Below are 16,117 nucleotides of genomic sequence, written 5' to 3'. Positions count from 1 at the left end.
GGTCACGATGTCGCACGGTCGGGTTAGTGTCTTCCCGTGGCTGATCTTGCAAAAGTACGCGTCTGGGCAGACGCGCTCATCTCGCTGCACCTCGATCCCCAGCTGTGGTCGTTCGGCTTCGACAACGCCAAGACGCGCGCGGGGCTCTGCAGCTTCACCACGAAGCGCATCACTGTCTCGCGCTACCTTGCCGCCACATTCGACGACGACGAGATCCACCAGGTGCTGTTGCACGAGGTCGCGCACGCGATGGCGGGTCACCGAGCGGGGCACGGTCCCTCGTGGCAGCGCATCGCCGCATCCATCGGGTACGTCGGCTCGCGCACCCACAGCGGTTCCGTCGCCGACGAACTGGCGCCGTGGGTGGGCGTCTGCCCTGCGGGTCACGAGCACTTCCGCTATCGAAAGCCCGCTCGTACCCTCGCGTGCGGCACCTGCTCCAAGCGTTTCGATCCGGCCAACGTGATCGCCTGGCAACGCCGCGACATCGACCCGGCACGTCGTCGTCAGGCCGCCTTCCGCGGCTGAGGCGCCCGCTAGACGGGCGGTTGCGGGTCGTACTGTATGCCGCGGCGCACCTCACGTGCGCGCTCGACCCCCGCGAGTCGCGCGACGAGATGCAGGGCCATGTCGATGCCGGCGGAGACACCCGCCGCCGTGATCACATCACCGTCATCGACGAAGCGGTCGTCGGGCCGTACCTCGATGGTCGGGTCGAGCTCACCGAGCCGGTCGAGAGTGCTCCAGTGCGTCGTCGCCGGCCTCCCGTTCAGGATGCCCGCGGCGGCGTAGACGAGCGATCCGGTGCAGACGCTCGTCATCAGCGGCACGGTCTCGCGCTGCCCGCGCACCCGCGCGAGACGCCGCTCGTCGGTCAGGTGCCCGCGGGTGCCGCGGCCGCCCGGATAGATGAGCACGTCGAGAGGCTGTGCGGCATCCACTTGCACGTCGGGCAGGATGCGCAGGCCCTTGGCGCAGGTGACCGGGTCGAGCGAGTCGGCCATCGTGAACACGTCGTACCCGTCGTCGGGGCTCGTCCGCGTCCACCACGAGAGCACCTCCCAGGGGCCCACGGCGTCGAGCTCTTCGACGCCGTCGAACAGGAGGATTCCGATGTGCTTCGTCATGGAAGAAACCCTATCCGCCACGCCGTCGGGTATCGCGGCACTACTCAGAACGCCTCGCTGACTCCGGTGTTGTGCGGGTCGTCGCGATGAGCACGCACCAGGCTCGCCGGCCACGAATTCCGCGGGGCCTTCTCCGGGGTGCGAAGCGCTTGCTCCAGCACCGCGTCGCCCAGGTGCTTCTCCACGTCGAGCCGCGGGTAGGCATCCTCGATCGCCTGGCGCTCGGCATCGGTGACCGTCTCGAGGCCGAAGTCGCCACGAACGCCGAGCCGCGTCAGCTTCGTGATCGGGCCCCTGCGCTCCGCGATCTGCGGCGAGGTGTGCAACGCGATGGCCTCCCATACGAGGTCGATCTCGGCGGGGGTCCTGCCCTCGGCGGCGAGAAAGCGGGCGGCGGCATCGGCGCCGTCGACCTCGAAACGGAGCTCGCCGTCGGCGTCATCCGTCGTGCCGATGTCGTGCAGAACACACGCGAGAAAGAGCACCTCGGCGTCGTAGTCCTGACCCGCGACAAGACCGTCGGATGCCGCGACCACGCGGGCATGCAGAAAGGTGCGAACGCTGTGGTTGGCGATCGAGAGCTCCTCGGTGCGCTGCACCCAGTCGAGCGCGCGACGCGCGGTGTCTGCGGTGGGCAGCAGCAGAAGTTCCGTCATGCTCTCGACGCTAGCCCCGGGCGCTTGAGGTCGATGCTCTGCAACCGGCCAATCTGGCACGAGATTCCGCCGAGTTGCACGAAAACGCCGCCTCACCCAACGGGGAGGCGGCGTTTTCAGGCAACTCGATGAGACGAGAACTACTCGGTGACCTGGACTTCTTTCCAGAACGCCACGTAGTTGCTGTAGTCCTGGCCGACGCGATCGAACGACGCCGGATACGGCTTCGGGTAGCTCCACGCGCGATCCTTGAGACTCACGCCGCTGTCGCTCACGCTGAAGTACTGGCACTCGCCCTTCCACGGGCAGGTGTAGGGCGTGTCCGTGGGCGTGAGCAGATCGAAGTTCACGCTCGACGGGGGAAAGTACCAGTTCCCTTCGATGGCGATCAGATCTTCCTTGGGTGCCTCGGCGATGACGGTGCCGTTGACGACTGCTTTCATGATGAAACCTCCTGCAGTCACGCTACGCCTTGGAGGCTACCTGGCGTCCTGAATCGGACGGATCACACGCTGGAAGATCAGGATTCCCGCAGCCACGACCGGAACAGCGACGAGCGCACCGAGGATGCCGCCGAGAGCCGCGCCTCCGATGGCGGCCACGATCACCAGTACTCCGGGCACGGCGACGGCCTTGGCCATCACGCGCGGCGTCAGCACGTACGCCTCGACCTGCAGATAGACCAACATGATGATCGCGAAGATCAGGGCGCCGATCGGGTTGACGGTGAGGATCGACACGGCACCGATCGACGTACCGAGGATCGGCCCGACCACGGGGATGAGAGCGCAGACGAACGCGACGAGGGCGAGCAGAAGCGGCGCGGGGCCGCCCACGATGGTGACGAGGATCAGCGTGATCGTCGCGTTGGCCAACGCAAGCACGAATTGACCCGCCACGTACTTGCCGACCGACTCGAGGATCTCCTCCGTGATGTCGATGAAGCCGTCTCGCCGGGATCGGGGCACGGCCTGATAGACGGTCGCCATCACGCCACGCAGGGTGAGGGTCAGGTAGATCGTGAGCACGGTCACGACGATCACGGCGGTCACACCCTCGAAGACCCCCGATCCGACAGAGAGGAGCCCTCCGCCGATCGAGAGCAGCTTGTCGGGGTCGGAGAGGAACGACGTGATGTCTTTGATGATCGAATCGAGGTCGAGCGAGGTGCCGAGCTGCTCGCTGATCCAGGTCACCCACGGCTGGGCGAGAAGACGGTCGGTGAGTTCGCTCGCGTGGGTGATCAGGTAGTTCACCTGGCGCACGAGGTTCGGAACGATGGCGAGGGCCACGCCGCCGATGACCGCGAGCGCGAGGAGGGCGACTCCGAGTGATGCCGCCCAGCGGGGGATCCTGTGCCGCTCCGCCAGCTTCATCAGCGGCTCGAGTGCCAGCGCGATGAAGTAGGCGATACCCATGTAGACGAACACGGTCGAGAGCGATCCGATTGCACCCCACAGTCCGAGACCGACGCAGGCTCCGAGTGCCCCGAGCAGCCCGATCAGAAAGGGGTTGAACCGGATGCGCCGCTGGGGCACACGGTCTTCCTCGGCCCGTCGACTGGGCACCCTGCCGAGGGTCGAGCGGATTCGCGGCGAGGTGGTCGGTCGCCGGCCCGGCGAACGCATGTCGGCTCGTGTCATTGCTCGAGGCTAGTGGACGGAACCGTCTCCGCAGGGCGGAGATTCATGGCCTCAGAGCAGGTCGGAGTGATGGATGGCTGCCACGTCGGGGTGCGCCCGCAGCCGATAGCGCAGCACGTTCTCACCGTAGACCTGCAGGATCGGGCTGTCGTCGGGATCCGGCGTGATGCCCGTCGCTTCAGACTGCAGTGCCACGGGCAGCGGGATCGACGGGATCGACGCATCCAGAGCCGGGTTGAAGAAGAAGGGGATCGAGATGCGATCGCTGCCGATCGACGGCGAGATGACCCGGTGCACCGTGGCCTTGAGGTAGCCGTTCGTGGCGTACTCGAGCAGCTCGCCGATGTTAACGACGAAAGCGCCGGGAACGGGAGGCGCGTCGATCCACTCGTCTCCATAGGCGACCTGCAGGCCGCCCTTGCCTTCTTCGACGAGCAGCAGTGTCAGGGCGCCGCCGTCACGATGAGCTCCGACGCCCTGCTTCGGGGTCGGGTCGCTCTTGCCGGGATAGCGCACGATCTTGATCAGCGTCGAGGGTCGCTCGGCGAAAGCGTCGTCGAACACATGCGGGTCGGCGCCGAGAGACTGCGCCCACGCCTGAAGAAGCCGGATGCTGATGGCCGAGAGCTCGTCGTGCCACCGGGTGACGACATCCTGCAGCTCGGGCAGCGCTTCGGGCCAGAGGTTGGGCCCCTCGAGCCGCCAGTAGTCCGGAACACCCTCGCCGCGCTCGACGGTCTCGCGTTCGCTTCCGACGTCGATCTGCTCACGCCAGTCGACCAGACCCTGCGTGAGTTCGCCACCGACACGGGTGTAACCGCGGAACTGGGGGCTCAGCACGTTCTCGATCGAGAGCTTGTCGGCCTCGGGCAGCTCGAAGAAGCGCCGCGACGTCTCGAGGATGCCGCTCACCAGAGACTCGGGAACTCCGTGGCCCGTGAGATAGAAGAAGCCGTAGTCGTGTGTTGCGCGACGGAGATCCTCACGGAATCCGGCGGCCTCCTCCGGGGAGGCATCGAGGCGAGAGAAGTCGAGTACGGGAAGGCTCTGGGTCATGATTTCCACGGTGTCACCTCGCCGCTGGGAACACCAATTGCATTACGGCGTATTGAGCCGACACGCAATGCCGGGCCCACGACTTGTCGTCGTTTGCCTCACCACCCAGACTGAGGCGTGGAGGCCCACATGAGAGTTCTGCTGAAGTTCGTGCTCGACACCGACCCGGATGCCGCGTGGCGGGCGATCCGCAGCCCCGCCGTCTTTCGCGAGGTGTCGAGTCCCTTCCTGAAGATCCGTTCGTTGAGCGCCGACGGATTCCCCACGATCTGGCAGCCGGGTGAACACCCGGTCGAGATCGAGGGAGGCGGACTGGTTCCCCTGGGAAAGCAGATCATCAGGCTCTCCTTCCTCGAGCGCCCCGACGGCGTGCGCATCGTGCGCGACTCCGGGCGCGGCGTCTCGGGCGCCGTCGCCATCCCCACCACCTGGGATCACCAGATGGCTATCTCCCCAGACCCCGCGGGAACCGGCAAGACGCTCTACCGCGACAGACTCATCATCGGTGCCGGGGCGCTGACCCCCGCCGCCTGGTACGGCATGTGGGCGTTCTGGCAGTGGCGGGGCGCGCGACTGCGCCAACTCGCCCCGAACTGGGCGTTCGATCCCGAGCCGACCCCGGAGTCCGGCGCACAGGGCGTCGACCCCGATATCGCCGCGTAGCCTGAACTCGTGACGAACGCGCAATCAGCAATCCAGGTCGCCGACTGGCGCCAGGGCGTCTTCGCGCTCTACGACGAGGTGCGGATGCTCGCCCTCGTCGATCCCGAATCGGCTCACGGAGCGTGGCGCGACGGTCGCGACGACCTGTTCCGCACGCATCCGCAGACCCCGCTGCTGGCGGAGGACCGGCCGGGCTTCACCGGCCTGCCCGTCGCGCCCTACGACCCGGCATGGCGGTTCGAGGTCGAGATCACTGCCCCGGATGCGCCGGTCGGCTTCGACTTCGAGACCGGCACCGACGGCATCGTGCCCTTCGAACTCGTCGGTCACGCCAGCATCGACGAGGTGGGCCGCCTCGATGTGTGGCGGCTGCGCTCGTACGGCGGCGGCCTCTTCATCCCCGTGCGCGATGGCCTCGCCGGCACGTCCGGCGGAACCTACGGCGGCGGCCGCTACCTCATCGATTCGATCAAAGGAGCGCACCTCGGCCTCGGCGCGACCGCCGGCTCGCTCGTACTGGACTTCAATTTCGCCTACAACCCGTCGTGCGCCTACGACCCGGCGTGGGCCTGCCCGCTGGCCCCTCTGGGAAACCGCGTGACCGGCGGCATCCCGGTCGGCGAGCTCTACTCCGGGGCGCACTGACCCGCACTACTGTCGTGGGTGTGGACAACGAGGGCGGCGCCGAGACGAACGACGAATCGAAGGCGCTGTCGCAGTTCGTCTACGAGCGCCTGCGCGAGGGCATCATCAGCGGGCGCTATGCCGCCGGTGAGCCCCTCCGCGAGCGCGATATCGCGAGCGAGTTCAACGTCTCGCGCATTCCCATCCGCACGGCGCTGCCCCGTCTCGAAGTGGGCGGCTTCGTTCGCGTGCTGCCGAGGCGAACGGCCGTGGTCACGCACATCACCAGTCGCGAGGTCGGCGAGCTCTACGATCTGCGCGCCGTGCTCGAGCCCCTGATCGCGCGAACGGCCGCCGAGCGAGTCTCGAACGGAGCCGACTCCGACGACGTGGAACGTGCACTCGCTGCCGCTGCCGAGGCCCTGCACCGCTCCGATTTCGCGGAACTGGACCGACTCAACACAGCGCTTCACGCGTCGATCGTCGAGCTTGCCGACACCCGGCTGCTCAACAAGACCTTCGCTCCCCTGCAGGATCGCATCGACAGGCTGAGCGGCGTGACGATCGCCAGCGACCCGTTGACGCGACACAGCGAACACGCCGCCCTGGTCGACGCGATCGTGAGCGGCCACGCCGAACTCGCGGCCGCGACCGCCTATACGCACACGGAACGCGGACGCTCTCGCACCCTCGCGGTGCTACCCGAGCATCCGCACTACGCCGCAGAATAGGCGAGGAGCCGGGCGATCGCGCTGGGGACGGGTTCGATGATCGGCACGCTGGATGCCGCCGCGATCCGGCGGGCCGACTCGCTCAGCGGGCCTCCTCCGATGATCACGGCTTCAGCCCCGTCGAACACCGCCGAGTCGTGCACAGCGCGCTGGAGCTCGACGAACTGCTGCTCGGGGTCGGCCGCGAGGTCGTCGGCCAGAGTCGGGGTGAACCGGATGCCGGTGAATCGGCCGGCCGCGGAATGTCGCGCCACCAGCTGCTCGAGGCGCAGAGAGAGCAGCCCGGTGCTCGTCGCCATGCCGAAGCGTCGCCCGCCCTCAGCCGCCGCGCGCACGGACGCCTCGCCGATTCCGATCACCGGGATGTCGTAGAGCCGGCGGAGCTCGTCGACTCCCGGATCACCGATGGCTCCGACGATGACTCCCCGTGTCTGCTCCGTGACGGCGCGGCGGGTGCGCTCGACGACATAGGAGACGCTCGCATCGAGGGCCGCCGGCTCGACGATCATGCGGGGCCCCTCGTCGACCGTCACACCGCGGACCGCGAGATGCGTACCCTCGAGCTGCTGGCGAGCCACCGTCTCGAGCAGGCGAGTCGTGGCCGCGTTGGTATTCGGATTCACGATCAGCAGGTGACCGTCGTCGGCGCGCACGGCACGTCTGGGCACCAGCTAGACCTCCTCGACCATCGGGCGTCCGACGGTCTCACGGGGAAACTGTACGGCGATTCCGCAGAGCACGAAGAGGGTGGCGAGCACAGCGAACATGGCGCCCACGCCCTGGTTCTCGAGGACGGCTCCCGCAATGAGCGGGAACAGCCCGCCAGAGAGCGAACCGATGGCGAGAATGATCGACGTTCCGAGCCCTCGGATCCGCGTGGGGTACTGCTCTGGAGCGAACAGCCAGATCGTGGTGTTGAGCACGATGACAGAGAAGTTGAAGAGGGCGCCGAAGACCAGGACGAGCGGGATGCTCGTGGCCACGAATCCGAATCCGAGGGCGGCGGCCAGCCCGAGCACGGCGGCGACGCTCATCACGGCCTTGCGTGGCAGATTCCGCGCGATGAAGGCGGCGACGATGGCTCCGAGCAGGCTTCCCGACTGCATGATGAGCGTGTACCAGAGCGCGCTCGTGATGCTGAAGCCTCGATCCGTGAGAATCACCGGGATGAGGGTCAGCATCGAGATCTGGGCGGCATACGACATGGTGACCGCGACACCCAGGGAGACAGTCGTGCGCAGGTAGCGCCCCCGGAAGACGGCCGTCCACGAGACGCGGGGAGCAGCCGGGTCTGTGGCGAGGGAACCGGCGTCGAGGTAGGACTCCTCGAAGGAGAGTTTCCCGGTGAGCTTGCCCTGAGCCAGTCTGTTGATCACGGTGTTGGCTTCGGCGAACCGGCCCTGCGAGGCGAGGTATCGAGGCGTCTCGGGCAACGCGCGCCGGTAGACGACCACGAGCAGGGCGGGAACGATCAGGATGCCGAAGAGGTATCGCCACTGATCCTGGCCGGTGAAGACCGCGAAGACGAGGACACCGACGAGAGGGGCGAGCATGTTGCCGAGGCCTGCGGCGGCCACGTTGATGAGACCGACCGCCGTTCCCCGGTGCTTGGCCGAGAAGAACTCGCTCATCATGATGACGGCCGTCGCGATCTCTCCGCCCAGGCCGAGCCCGACGAGGAACCGTGCGAAGACGAGCACGCCGTAGTCGGGTGCGAGAGCGCACAGCAGCGAACCGGCGCTGAAGACCAGCAGGTTCAGGCCGAGCAGCTTTCGGCGTCCGATCCTGTCCATCATGAATCCTGCGAAGAGACGGCCGAGGGCGACAGCGGTGAACGTCGCCGTGTTGAGGAGGCCGATCTCGGTTGCTCCGATTCCCCAGTCGGCCTTCAGCAGGGGGCCGGCGATGCCGACCGTGTTCTGCTCGATCGCGTCGAAGAATGCGCCGAGCAGGATCATCGCGATGATTCCGAGGTGCGCACCCGAGAGGCCGATCCTCGAGTACGCGGATTCGATCTGACTGCTGAGCGTCTTCGGTGGTTCGAGAACCGAGGTCATGGCCGCGCCTTTCGATGGTGTTCGGGGAGGATGAGGACAACGCTAGGAAGCAGCGAGGCCCGGCAGGTTTCTCGCACGTTTCTGGATTGTAAAAAATGCGCAATCTGGGATACCGAGATGCACTCTGAGTCGTGTTGGGCGCCAGTGGAGCGTCCCTGGGGATACCCGGGAGCTTTCCCGGGGCATGTGCGCTAGGCTGTAATCACTTGCGAGCGCGATCGTGCGCTCCCTGCGTCGTAGAACGCACCTTGCGGTTCGGGCCTCGTGTCTGGATTTCGCGAAAACTTTCTCACGGCGAACGGAAGTGCCTACTGGCACCTTCGCCATCATTTCCGCACAGTCGCGGCATTGCCGAGAGAGTCTGTGCGAATCAGAAGCTCTGTGCGATGCCGTCGTGTCACACTGCGGATCCGATGCCTGAAAGGCACCGAAACAGCTATGTCAACACCCACCTTCTCTTCGCTCGGCGTTCCCGCCCCCGTCGTGGCCGCGCTCACCAGCGCCGGCATCACCGAGCCCTTCCCCATCCAGCTCGACACCCTTCCTGACACCCTCGCCGGACGCGACGTGCTCGGCCGCGGAAAGACGGGCTCGGGCAAGACGCTCGCGTTCTCCATTCCGATGGTCGCCCGCCTCGGCGGCGCCCTGTCCGGCGGACAGCGTCGCTCCGGCCGTCCCCTTGGGCTGGTGCTCGCCCCGACCCGTGAGCTCGCCACGCAGATCTCGGCGGTGCTCCAGCCGCTCGCCGATGCGTACGGCCTGAAGTCGACCACCATCTTCGGTGGTGTGTCACAGCAGCGCCAGGTCGCCGCCCTCAAGGCCGGCGTCGACATCATCGTCGCCTGCCCGGGCCGCCTCGAAGACCTCATGAAGCAGGGCTTCGTCTCGCTCGACGCGATCGAGATCACGGTTCTCGACGAGGCCGACCACATGGCCGACCTGGGCTTCCTGCCCGTCGTGACCCGCATCCTCGACAAGACCCCTCGCGGCGGACAGCGCCTGCTGTTCTCGGCCACGCTCGACAACGGCGTGGACAAGCTGGTGCGCAAGTTCCTGCAGAACGAGGTGCTGCACTCGGTCGACGAGGCCACCAGCCACGTCGAGCTCATGACGCACCACGTGTTCGAGGTCGACGGCGCCACCGCCAAGACCGAACTCGTTCAGAAGCTCGCCTCCGGAACCGGCCGTCGCATCCTGTTCATGCGCACCAAGCACCACGCCAAGAAGCTGGCCCGCCAGCTGATCGATGCCGGCATCCCCGCCGTCGACCTGCACGGAAACCTCTCGCAGGTCGCCCGTGACCGCAACCTCGCCGCGTTCAGCGCCGGCGACGTGAAGGTCCTCGTCGCCACCGACGTCGCCGCCCGCGGTGTGCACGTCGATGACATCGAACTCGTCATCCACGTCGACCCGCCGGCAGAGCACAAGGCGTACCTGCACCGCTCGGGCCGCACCGCCCGCGCCGGAAGCGCCGGAGACGTCGTCACCGTGATGCTGCCGACCCAGAAGAAGGACACGGCAGATCTGCTGCGCAAGGCGGCCATCCAGGTCACCCCGCAGCGCGTCACCGCCAACTCCCCCGCGGTCACCGAGCTCGTCGGCGAGCTGGCCGAGTGGGTCAAGCCCGCTCCCCGTGCCGCCGTGCAGGTTCAGGGAACCCCGCGTCGCCAGGGTGGATCGCAGGGTGCCAACGCGCAGCGCAAGCGCGCCCAGCGCGACGGTTCGCCCGCGGCCGGAGGCGGCGAAGGCCGTCCCCGTCGCGATCGCTCGGGTCGCCCCGCTGCAGCAGGCGCCCCGACGTCGGCGAGCGGCGCTCGTCGCGGCGGCGCCGGTGGAGGTCGCACCGCGGCTCCCGCCGGAGGCTCCTCGCGCACCTACTCGACGTCGACCGGCGGACAGGGTGGCTACGCTGCCGGCGCCGCCGCATCCGGTGGCAATGGATCTGGCGCACGTCGCCAGGGTCGCCGCGCCCAGGGCTAGTCACCCCGCTTCGCCTGAACGGGCGGAGATTCCTGCACACCGATGCGCTCTGCGCCCCGGTGCTGCGGAATCTCCGCCCGTTCGTGCGTGAGGCGTCAGATCAGACGGCCGACAGAGGCCAATGCAGCTCGCAGCAGCGACCCGCGCCCGCCCTCGAACTCGGCGGACAGCTCATCTGACGCTGCCTCCTGCGGCGACATCCACGTGACCTCCAGAGCGTCCTGGCGAGGCTCGCAGGTTCCGGTGACCGGAACGACGTAGGCGAGCGAGACCGCGTGCTGACGCTCGTCGTAGAACTGGGTGACGCCCGGTAGCGGAAAGTACTCGGCCACGGAGAAGGGGATGGGGCTCGCGGGAAGCTGGGGAAACGCCATCGGCCCGAGGTCCTTCTCGAGGTGGCGGAAGAGGGCGTCCCGGAGCGTCTCGCCGTACATGACGCGGCCGGAGACCAACGTTCGCGTGATCGACCCCGTGGGCGTTGCTCGAAGCAGCATGCCCACCTCGGTCACCTGACCGAGGCCGTCGACGCGCACCGGAACCGCCTCGACGTAGAGCAGCGGCAGACGCCGTCTGATCTCGGCGAGTTCGACATCGCTGAGCCAGCCCGGGTTGGAACTCTGCGACGGTGTGGGCGGGATGTTGCTGCCCTCGGGGGTCCACTCGGGATCGGGGTCTGGAGTTCTCACGCTCATAGTCCATTCTTACCCCACGTGGCCAGCCACCGGCGCCGCAGGACACACTGTCGGCGGTATGCGTGAGGATGGAGCCTATGGGCGATGTGCTCGACAGATTCTCCCCCGCGACGCAGCAATGGTTCCGCGGGGCGTTCAGCGCGCCCACACCCGCACAGCTCGGCGCATGGGAGGCCGTGTCATCCGGGTCGAACGCCCTGGTGGTGGCACCGACCGGCTCGGGCAAGACGCTGTCTGCCTTCCTGTGGTCGATCGACAGGCTCACCTCCGAGCCGCCGCCCGAGAAGGCCGGCGTGCGCGTCCTCTACATCTCCCCTCTCAAGGCGCTGGCCGTCGACGTCGAGCGCAACCTCCGGTCCCCCCTGGTCGGCATCACCCAGACGGCCAAGCGTCTCGGCACCGAACCTCCGAACATCCAGGTCGGGGTGCGAAGCGGCGATACGACGCAGGCCGACCGACGCAACCAGTCGAAGAATCCTCCCGACATCCTCATCACGACGCCCGAGTCGCTTTTTCTCATGCTCACCTCGGCGGCCAGGGAGTCGCTCTCGACGGTCGAGACGGTCATCATCGACGAGGTGCACGCCGTCGCGGCCACCAAGCGTGGAGCGCATCTCGCCGTGTCGCTCGAGCGACTCGACGGGCTCTTAGAGAAGCCCGCCCAGCGCATCGGGCTCTCGGCCACGGTGCGACCGCGCGAAGAGGTGGCGCGCTTTCTGGCCGGGGGCCGCCCCGTCGCCATCGTGGCCCCCACCTCGACCAAGAAGTTCGATCTGCGGGTCGTCGTTCCCGTCGACGACATGACCGCGCTGCCCTCGGCCGGCGAGCGTGAGGGCTCCGCAGCGGGGGCTCTCAGAGAAGACGATGGCTCCGGGGGCGGGCAGGGCTCGATCTGGCCGCATGTCGAAGAGAGCATCGTCGATCGCATTCTCGCCCACCGCTCATCCATCGTCTTCGCCAACTCCCGCCGACTGGCCGAGCGGCTCACCGCCCGGCTCAACGAGATCTACCTCGAGCGGCTCGAGCAGGCGGCCTCGACGCCCGCACTCCCCGAGGCCGTCGACGAGGCTGGTTCCGTTTCAGAGGGTCAGGCGACGACGGGCTCGAAGCGGCCCCCCGCGGCCATCATGGGCCAGGCCGGCCAGACCAAGGGCCTTCCCGCCAGCGTCAGCGCCCGAGCCGGCGACGGTGCCGATGAGCCGATCCTCGCGCGTGCGCACCACGGCTCCGTCTCGAAAGAGCAACGAGCCGTCATCGAAGACGATCTCAAGACGGGTCGTCTGCGTTGCGTCGTCGCCACGTCGAGTCTCGAGCTCGGCATCGACATGGGCGCCGTCGACCTCGTGGTCCAGGTCGAGTCTCCCCCGAGCGTCGCCAGCGGCCTGCAGCGCGTGGGTCGTGCCGGTCACCAGGTGGGCGAGATCTCGCGCGGCATCCTGTACCCCAAACACCGGGCCGACCTGTTGCATTCTGCGGTCGCCTCCCTGCGCATGACAGAGGGGCTCATCGAGTCGCTCTCCGTGCCCACGAACCCGCTCGACATCCTCGCTCAGCAGACCGTTGCCGCCTGCGCGCTCGAGCCGATCGATGTCGAGGAGTGGTTCGACACCGTGCGCCGCAGCGCTCCCTTCGCGGGGCTCCCCCGCTCGGCCTACGAGGCGACGCTCGACCTGCTCGCGGGCAGGTACCCTTCCGATGAGTTCGCCGAGCTGCGCCCGCGCCTGGTGTGGGATCGAGACGAGGGAACGCTCACAGGGCGGCCCGGCGCCCAGCGCCTCGCCGTCACGAGCGGAGGCACCATTCCCGATCGCGGCCTCTTCGGGGTCTTCATGGTCGGCGGAGCCGCATCAGAACAGGCGTCGGGCACGGCGTCTACCGCCAAGGGCGGCAATCGCGTGGGCGAGCTCGACGAAGAGATGGTCTACGAATCGCGCGTCGGCGACGTCTTCGCGCTGGGCGCCACGAGTTGGCGCATCCAAGAGATCACCCACGACCGCGTGCTCGTCACACCGGCATTCGGCGAACCCGGTCGCCTGCCGTTCTGGCGCGGAGACGGTCAGGGCCGGCCCGCCGAACTCGGCCGGGCGATCGGCGAGTTCACCCGCAAGCTCGCAGGGGCGGATGCCGAGGAGTCCGCGCGCATGACCGCGAGCGCGGGGCTCGACGAGCGCGCCGCGAACAACCTCGTCACCTTCGTGACAGAGCAGCGCGAGGCCACCGGGCACGTGCCGAGCGACAAGACGTTGGTCATCGAGCGCTTCCGCGACGAGCTGGGCGACTGGCGCGTCATTCTGCACTCGCCCTTCGGCATGCAGGTGCACTCGCCCTGGTCTCTGGCGATCGGCGCACGCCTGCGCGAGCGCTTCGGCATCGATGGGGCGTCCGTCGCGAACGACGACGGCATCATCTTGCGGTTGCCCGACACCGAGAGCGAGCCGCCCGGCGCCGAGCTCTTTCTCTTCGAGGCAGACGAACTCGAGCAGATCGTCACCCAGGAGGTCGGCGGGTCCGCCCTGTTCGCCTCGCGTTTCCGCGAGAACGCGGCGCGCGCGCTGCTGCTGCCGCGGCAGAACCCGGGCAAGCGCTCGCCGCTCTGGCAGCAGCGTCAGCGCAGCGCTCAGCTGCTCGATGTCGCCCGAAAGTTCCCGAGCTTCCCGATCATCCTCGAGACGATCCGCGAGTGCCTGCAAGACGTCTACGACCTGCCCGCGCTCATCGGCCTGGCCCGAGACCTCGACGCGCGGCGCATCCGTGTGGTCGAAGCCGAGACGCACGACCCCTCGCCGTTCGCCAAGTCGCTGCTGTTCGGCTACGTCGCGTCGTTCGTCTACGAGGGAGACAGCCCCCTGGCCGAGCGCCGGGCGGCCGCGCTCTCGCTCGACCCGACGCTGCTGTCAGAGCTGCTGGGCCGCGCCGAACTGCGCGAACTGCTCGACCCCGGTGTCATCGCACAGACCGAACTCGAACTGCAGCGACTCGCGCCCGACCGCAAGGCCCGCGACCTCGAGGGCGTGGCCGATCTCATCCGGGTGCTCGGCCCTCTGTCTCTCGCCGAGGTCACGGCGAGGCTCGTCGACGAGGCCGCGCCCCACGCATCCGATCTGCTCGCCGGCCTCGTCGACTCTCGCCGCGCCCTCGTCGTCACCATCGCGGGCGACGAGCGCTGGGCAGCCATCGAAGACGCCGGTCGGCTCCGCGACGCGCTCGGCACACCCATTCCCTATGGCGTTCCCGACGCGTTCATCGAGCCCGTTCCCGATCCTGTCGCAGACCTCGTGGCGCGTTACGCTCGCACCCACACGCCCTTCACCGTTGCCGAGGCGGCGACTCGGTATGGCCTCGGCTCCGCCGTCGTTCTGGATGCGCTGCGCCGGCTCGAGAGCGCGCGGCGCGTGCTCGAGGGCGAGTTCCGGCCCCTGGGTGCAGACTCTCCCGGCGCTGCGCGAACCGAGTGGAGCGACGCCGAGGTTCTGCGTCGACTCAGGCGGCGTTCGCTCGCCGCCCTCAGGCACGAGGTCGAGCCCGTCGACACCACCACCCTCGCGCGCTTCCTGCCGTCGTGGCAGCACGTCGGCGGCAATCTGCGTGGCGTCGACGGCGTGGCCACGGTCATCGACCAGCTCGCCGGAGTCCCCATTCCCGCCTCTGCGTGGGAGACGCTGATTCTGCCCAGCCGCGTGCGCGAGTACAGCCCTGCCATGCTCGACGAGCTCACGGCGACGGGCGAGGTCGTCTGGTCGGGCGTCGGCTCGCTGCCCGGCAACGACGGCTGGGTGGCGATGCATCTCGCCGAAACCGCGCCTCTCACCATTCCCCTGGCCGAGCCGCTCGAACCGACGACGCTGCAGCATGCCGTGCTCGGCGCGCTCGAGGGCGGGGGCGCGTTCTTCTTCCGCACCCTCTCCGATACGGTCGGCACCGCGCTGGGCTCGGCCGTCGATGATGCCGAGCTGGTGACCGCGCTGTGGGATCTGGTGTGGGCGGGGCGCATCACCAACGACACGCTGGCTCCGCTGCGCTCTCTCACCGGCGGGGGCAAGACGGCCCACAGCACCAAACGCAGTGCGCCCCGGTCGAAGCTCTACAGGGGGCGCTCCTACGCTCGGCCCACCATGGTCACCCGCGTCGGACCGCCCACCGCGGGCGGCCGCTGGTCGCTGCTGCCCGCTCCCGAGACCGATGCGACCGTTCGCGGTCACGCGCTGGGCGACATGCTGCTCGAGCGTTACGGAGTGGTCACCAAGGGCGCCGTCGTGGCCGAGCGCATCGTGGGCGGCTTCGCCCTCGCCTACCGCCTGCTCTCCGGCTTCGAAGAGACGGGCCGCGCACGACGCGGCTACTTCGTCGAGACCCTCGGCGCATCCCAATTCGCCACCGGCGGCACGATCGATCGTCTGCGATCATTCACCTCCGAGGCGATGGCAGAGAGGCGGTCGGGCCCGACCGACGCGGGCGCCGAGAACGCGGCGGCGCTCAAGGCTGTGACCCTGGCCGCGACAGACCCGGCCAACCCCTATGGTGCGGCGCTCCCGTGGCCAGCAGGAACGGGTCACCGCCCCGGCCGCAAGGCCGGCGCGCTCGTGGTTCTCGTCGACGGACGACTCGTGCTCTACGTCGAACGGGGCGGCAAGACCCTGCTTTCGTTCGCCGAGAACGAGGGCGAGCTCGCGAGCGCGAGCGCGAGCCTTGCCTCCACCGTGATCAGCGGTCGAGTGGCCAAGCTCACCGTCGAGAAAGTCAACGGAGACTACGCCGTGGGCACCGACATCGGTCGCGCCCTCGAGACAGCCGGCTTCGGCGCGACTCCGCAAGGGCTCCGGCTCCGCGCCTCGTGACGTGAGAAGGCCCAGGCAACGTGTCGTTCCCTGGGCCCCTCGCCGTTCAGCTA

At 68.2% G+C, this 16,117-nt stretch carries 14 protein-coding genes; 6 read left to right on the top strand and 8 right to left on the bottom strand.

The annotated features are described in order from the left end of the window. The first annotated feature begins 36 nt into the window (after positions 1 to 36). On the top strand, positions 37 to 528 hold the full coding sequence (locus ASF79_RS13235; RefSeq protein WP_055855558.1) for a SprT-like domain-containing protein: 492 nt from the start codon (positions 37 to 39) through the stop codon (positions 526 to 528). Between the two features lie 8 nt (positions 529 to 536). On the opposite strand, the gene ASF79_RS13230 is transcribed toward ASF79_RS13235, so the two are convergent. From ASF79_RS13230 to ASF79_RS13210, 5 genes are all read right to left on the bottom strand, one after another. Beyond that, a complete protein-coding gene (locus tag ASF79_RS13230) occupies positions 537 to 1,127 on the bottom strand; it encodes a DJ-1/PfpI family protein (RefSeq protein WP_055855555.1) in 591 nt (196 codons plus the stop codon). A 44-nt stretch (positions 1,128 to 1,171) separates the two neighbouring features. Then, on the bottom strand, positions 1,172 to 1,783 hold the full coding sequence (locus ASF79_RS13225; protein WP_055855551.1) for an HD domain-containing protein: 612 nt from the start codon (positions 1,781 to 1,783) through the stop codon (positions 1,172 to 1,174). A gap of 140 nt (positions 1,784 to 1,923) precedes the next feature. Beyond that, complete coding sequence (locus tag ASF79_RS13220) at positions 1,924 to 2,226, bottom strand: DUF427 domain-containing protein (RefSeq protein ID WP_055778169.1); 303 nt, start codon at positions 2,224 to 2,226, stop codon at positions 1,924 to 1,926. A 36-nt stretch (positions 2,227 to 2,262) separates the two neighbouring features. Next, positions 2,263 to 3,426 carry an AI-2E family transporter gene (locus ASF79_RS13215; RefSeq protein ID WP_055855546.1) on the bottom strand — a complete coding sequence of 388 codons (1,164 nt, stop codon included), beginning with the start codon at positions 3,424 to 3,426 and terminating at the stop codon, positions 2,263 to 2,265. Positions 3,427 to 3,477: 51 nt separating this feature from the next. Next, on the bottom strand, positions 3,478 to 4,482 hold the full coding sequence (locus ASF79_RS13210) for an isopenicillin N synthase family dioxygenase (RefSeq protein ID WP_055855544.1): 1,005 nt from the start codon (positions 4,480 to 4,482) through the stop codon (positions 3,478 to 3,480). Positions 4,483 to 4,611: 129 nt separating this feature from the next. Between ASF79_RS13210 and ASF79_RS13205 the strand changes: the two genes are divergently transcribed. The 3 genes from ASF79_RS13205 to ASF79_RS13195 are packed head-to-tail and all read left to right on the top strand — an operon-like array spanning position 4,612 to position 6,500. Continuing rightward, the gene (locus tag ASF79_RS13205) at positions 4,612 to 5,145 is read left to right on the top strand and encodes a hypothetical protein (RefSeq protein WP_055778177.1); all 534 of its coding nucleotides are present in this window, start codon (positions 4,612 to 4,614) and stop codon (positions 5,143 to 5,145) included. A gap of 9 nt (positions 5,146 to 5,154) precedes the next feature. Further along, positions 5,155 to 5,790 carry a DUF1684 domain-containing protein gene (locus ASF79_RS13200; RefSeq protein WP_055855541.1) on the top strand — a complete coding sequence of 212 codons (636 nt, stop codon included), beginning with the start codon at positions 5,155 to 5,157 and terminating at the stop codon, positions 5,788 to 5,790. Positions 5,791 to 5,810: 20 nt separating this feature from the next. After that, positions 5,811 to 6,500: a GntR family transcriptional regulator gene (locus tag ASF79_RS13195; protein WP_055855538.1), complete on the top strand. Its 690-nt coding sequence runs from the start codon at positions 5,811 to 5,813 to the stop codon at positions 6,498 to 6,500. On the opposite strand, the gene ASF79_RS13190 is transcribed toward ASF79_RS13195, so the two are convergent. Both ASF79_RS13190 and ASF79_RS13185 read right to left on the bottom strand, forming a co-directional pair. After that, positions 6,485 to 7,168 (bottom strand): aspartate/glutamate racemase family protein, encoded by a 684-nt coding sequence (locus ASF79_RS13190; protein WP_156366254.1) that lies wholly within the window; start codon positions 7,166 to 7,168, stop codon positions 6,485 to 6,487. The genes ASF79_RS13195 and ASF79_RS13190 overlap by 16 nt on opposite strands. A 3-nt stretch (positions 7,169 to 7,171) precedes the next feature. Further along, complete coding sequence (locus ASF79_RS13185; protein ID WP_055855536.1) at positions 7,172 to 8,557, bottom strand: MFS transporter; 1,386 nt, start codon at positions 8,555 to 8,557, stop codon at positions 7,172 to 7,174. Between the two features lie 438 nt (positions 8,558 to 8,995). Here ASF79_RS13185 and ASF79_RS13180 point away from each other — a divergent pair, with 438 nt between their 5' ends. Continuing rightward, complete coding sequence (locus tag ASF79_RS13180) at positions 8,996 to 10,537, top strand: DEAD/DEAH box helicase (protein ID WP_055855533.1); 1,542 nt, start codon at positions 8,996 to 8,998, stop codon at positions 10,535 to 10,537. A gap of 95 nt (positions 10,538 to 10,632) precedes the next feature. Here the strand turns inward: ASF79_RS13180 and ASF79_RS13175 are convergent, their stop codons facing one another. Then, positions 10,633 to 11,229: an NUDIX hydrolase family protein gene (locus ASF79_RS13175; protein ID WP_055778194.1), complete on the bottom strand. Its 597-nt coding sequence runs from the start codon at positions 11,227 to 11,229 to the stop codon at positions 10,633 to 10,635. 77 nt (positions 11,230 to 11,306) lie between these two features. Here ASF79_RS13175 and ASF79_RS13170 point away from each other — a divergent pair, with 77 nt between their 5' ends. Continuing rightward, on the top strand, positions 11,307 to 16,064 hold the full coding sequence (locus ASF79_RS13170) for an ATP-dependent helicase (protein ID WP_055855531.1): 4,758 nt from the start codon (positions 11,307 to 11,309) through the stop codon (positions 16,062 to 16,064). Positions 16,065 to 16,117 lie beyond the last annotated feature (53 nt).

Origin of the sequence: Agreia sp. Leaf335, from assembly GCF_001423605.1 — a bacterium.
Classification (GTDB): domain Bacteria; phylum Actinomycetota; class Actinomycetes; order Actinomycetales; family Microbacteriaceae; genus Agreia.
Note: the sequence above shows the minus strand (reverse complement) of the source record. Positions and strands in the feature narration are given on the sequence as shown.

Excerpts from the sequence above, each read along its gene's own strand:
- ASF79_RS13180 (WP_055855533.1), top strand. The coding sequence starts at position 8,996 with ATGTCAACACCCACCTTCTCTTCGCTCGGCGTTCCCGCCCCCGTCGTG.
- ASF79_RS13210 (WP_055855544.1), bottom strand. The coding sequence starts at position 4,482 with ATGACCCAGAGCCTTCCCGTACTCGACTTCTCTCGCCTCGATGCCTCC.
- ASF79_RS13220 (WP_055778169.1), bottom strand. The coding sequence starts at position 2,226 with ATGAAAGCAGTCGTCAACGGCACCGTCATCGCCGAGGCACCCAAGGAA.
- ASF79_RS13170 (WP_055855531.1), top strand. The coding sequence starts at position 11,307 with ATGGGCGATGTGCTCGACAGATTCTCCCCCGCGACGCAGCAATGGTTC.
- ASF79_RS13230 (WP_055855555.1), bottom strand. The coding sequence starts at position 1,127 with ATGACGAAGCACATCGGAATCCTCCTGTTCGACGGCGTCGAAGAGCTC.
- ASF79_RS13215 (WP_055855546.1), bottom strand. The coding sequence starts at position 3,426 with ATGACACGAGCCGACATGCGTTCGCCGGGCCGGCGACCGACCACCTCG.
- ASF79_RS13225 (WP_055855551.1), bottom strand. The coding sequence starts at position 1,783 with ATGACGGAACTTCTGCTGCTGCCCACCGCAGACACCGCGCGTCGCGCG.
- ASF79_RS13175 (WP_055778194.1), bottom strand. The coding sequence starts at position 11,229 with ATGAGCGTGAGAACTCCAGACCCCGATCCCGAGTGGACCCCCGAGGGC.
- ASF79_RS13185 (WP_055855536.1), bottom strand. The coding sequence starts at position 8,557 with ATGACCTCGGTTCTCGAACCACCGAAGACGCTCAGCAGTCAGATCGAA.
- ASF79_RS13205 (WP_055778177.1), top strand. The coding sequence starts at position 4,612 with ATGAGAGTTCTGCTGAAGTTCGTGCTCGACACCGACCCGGATGCCGCG.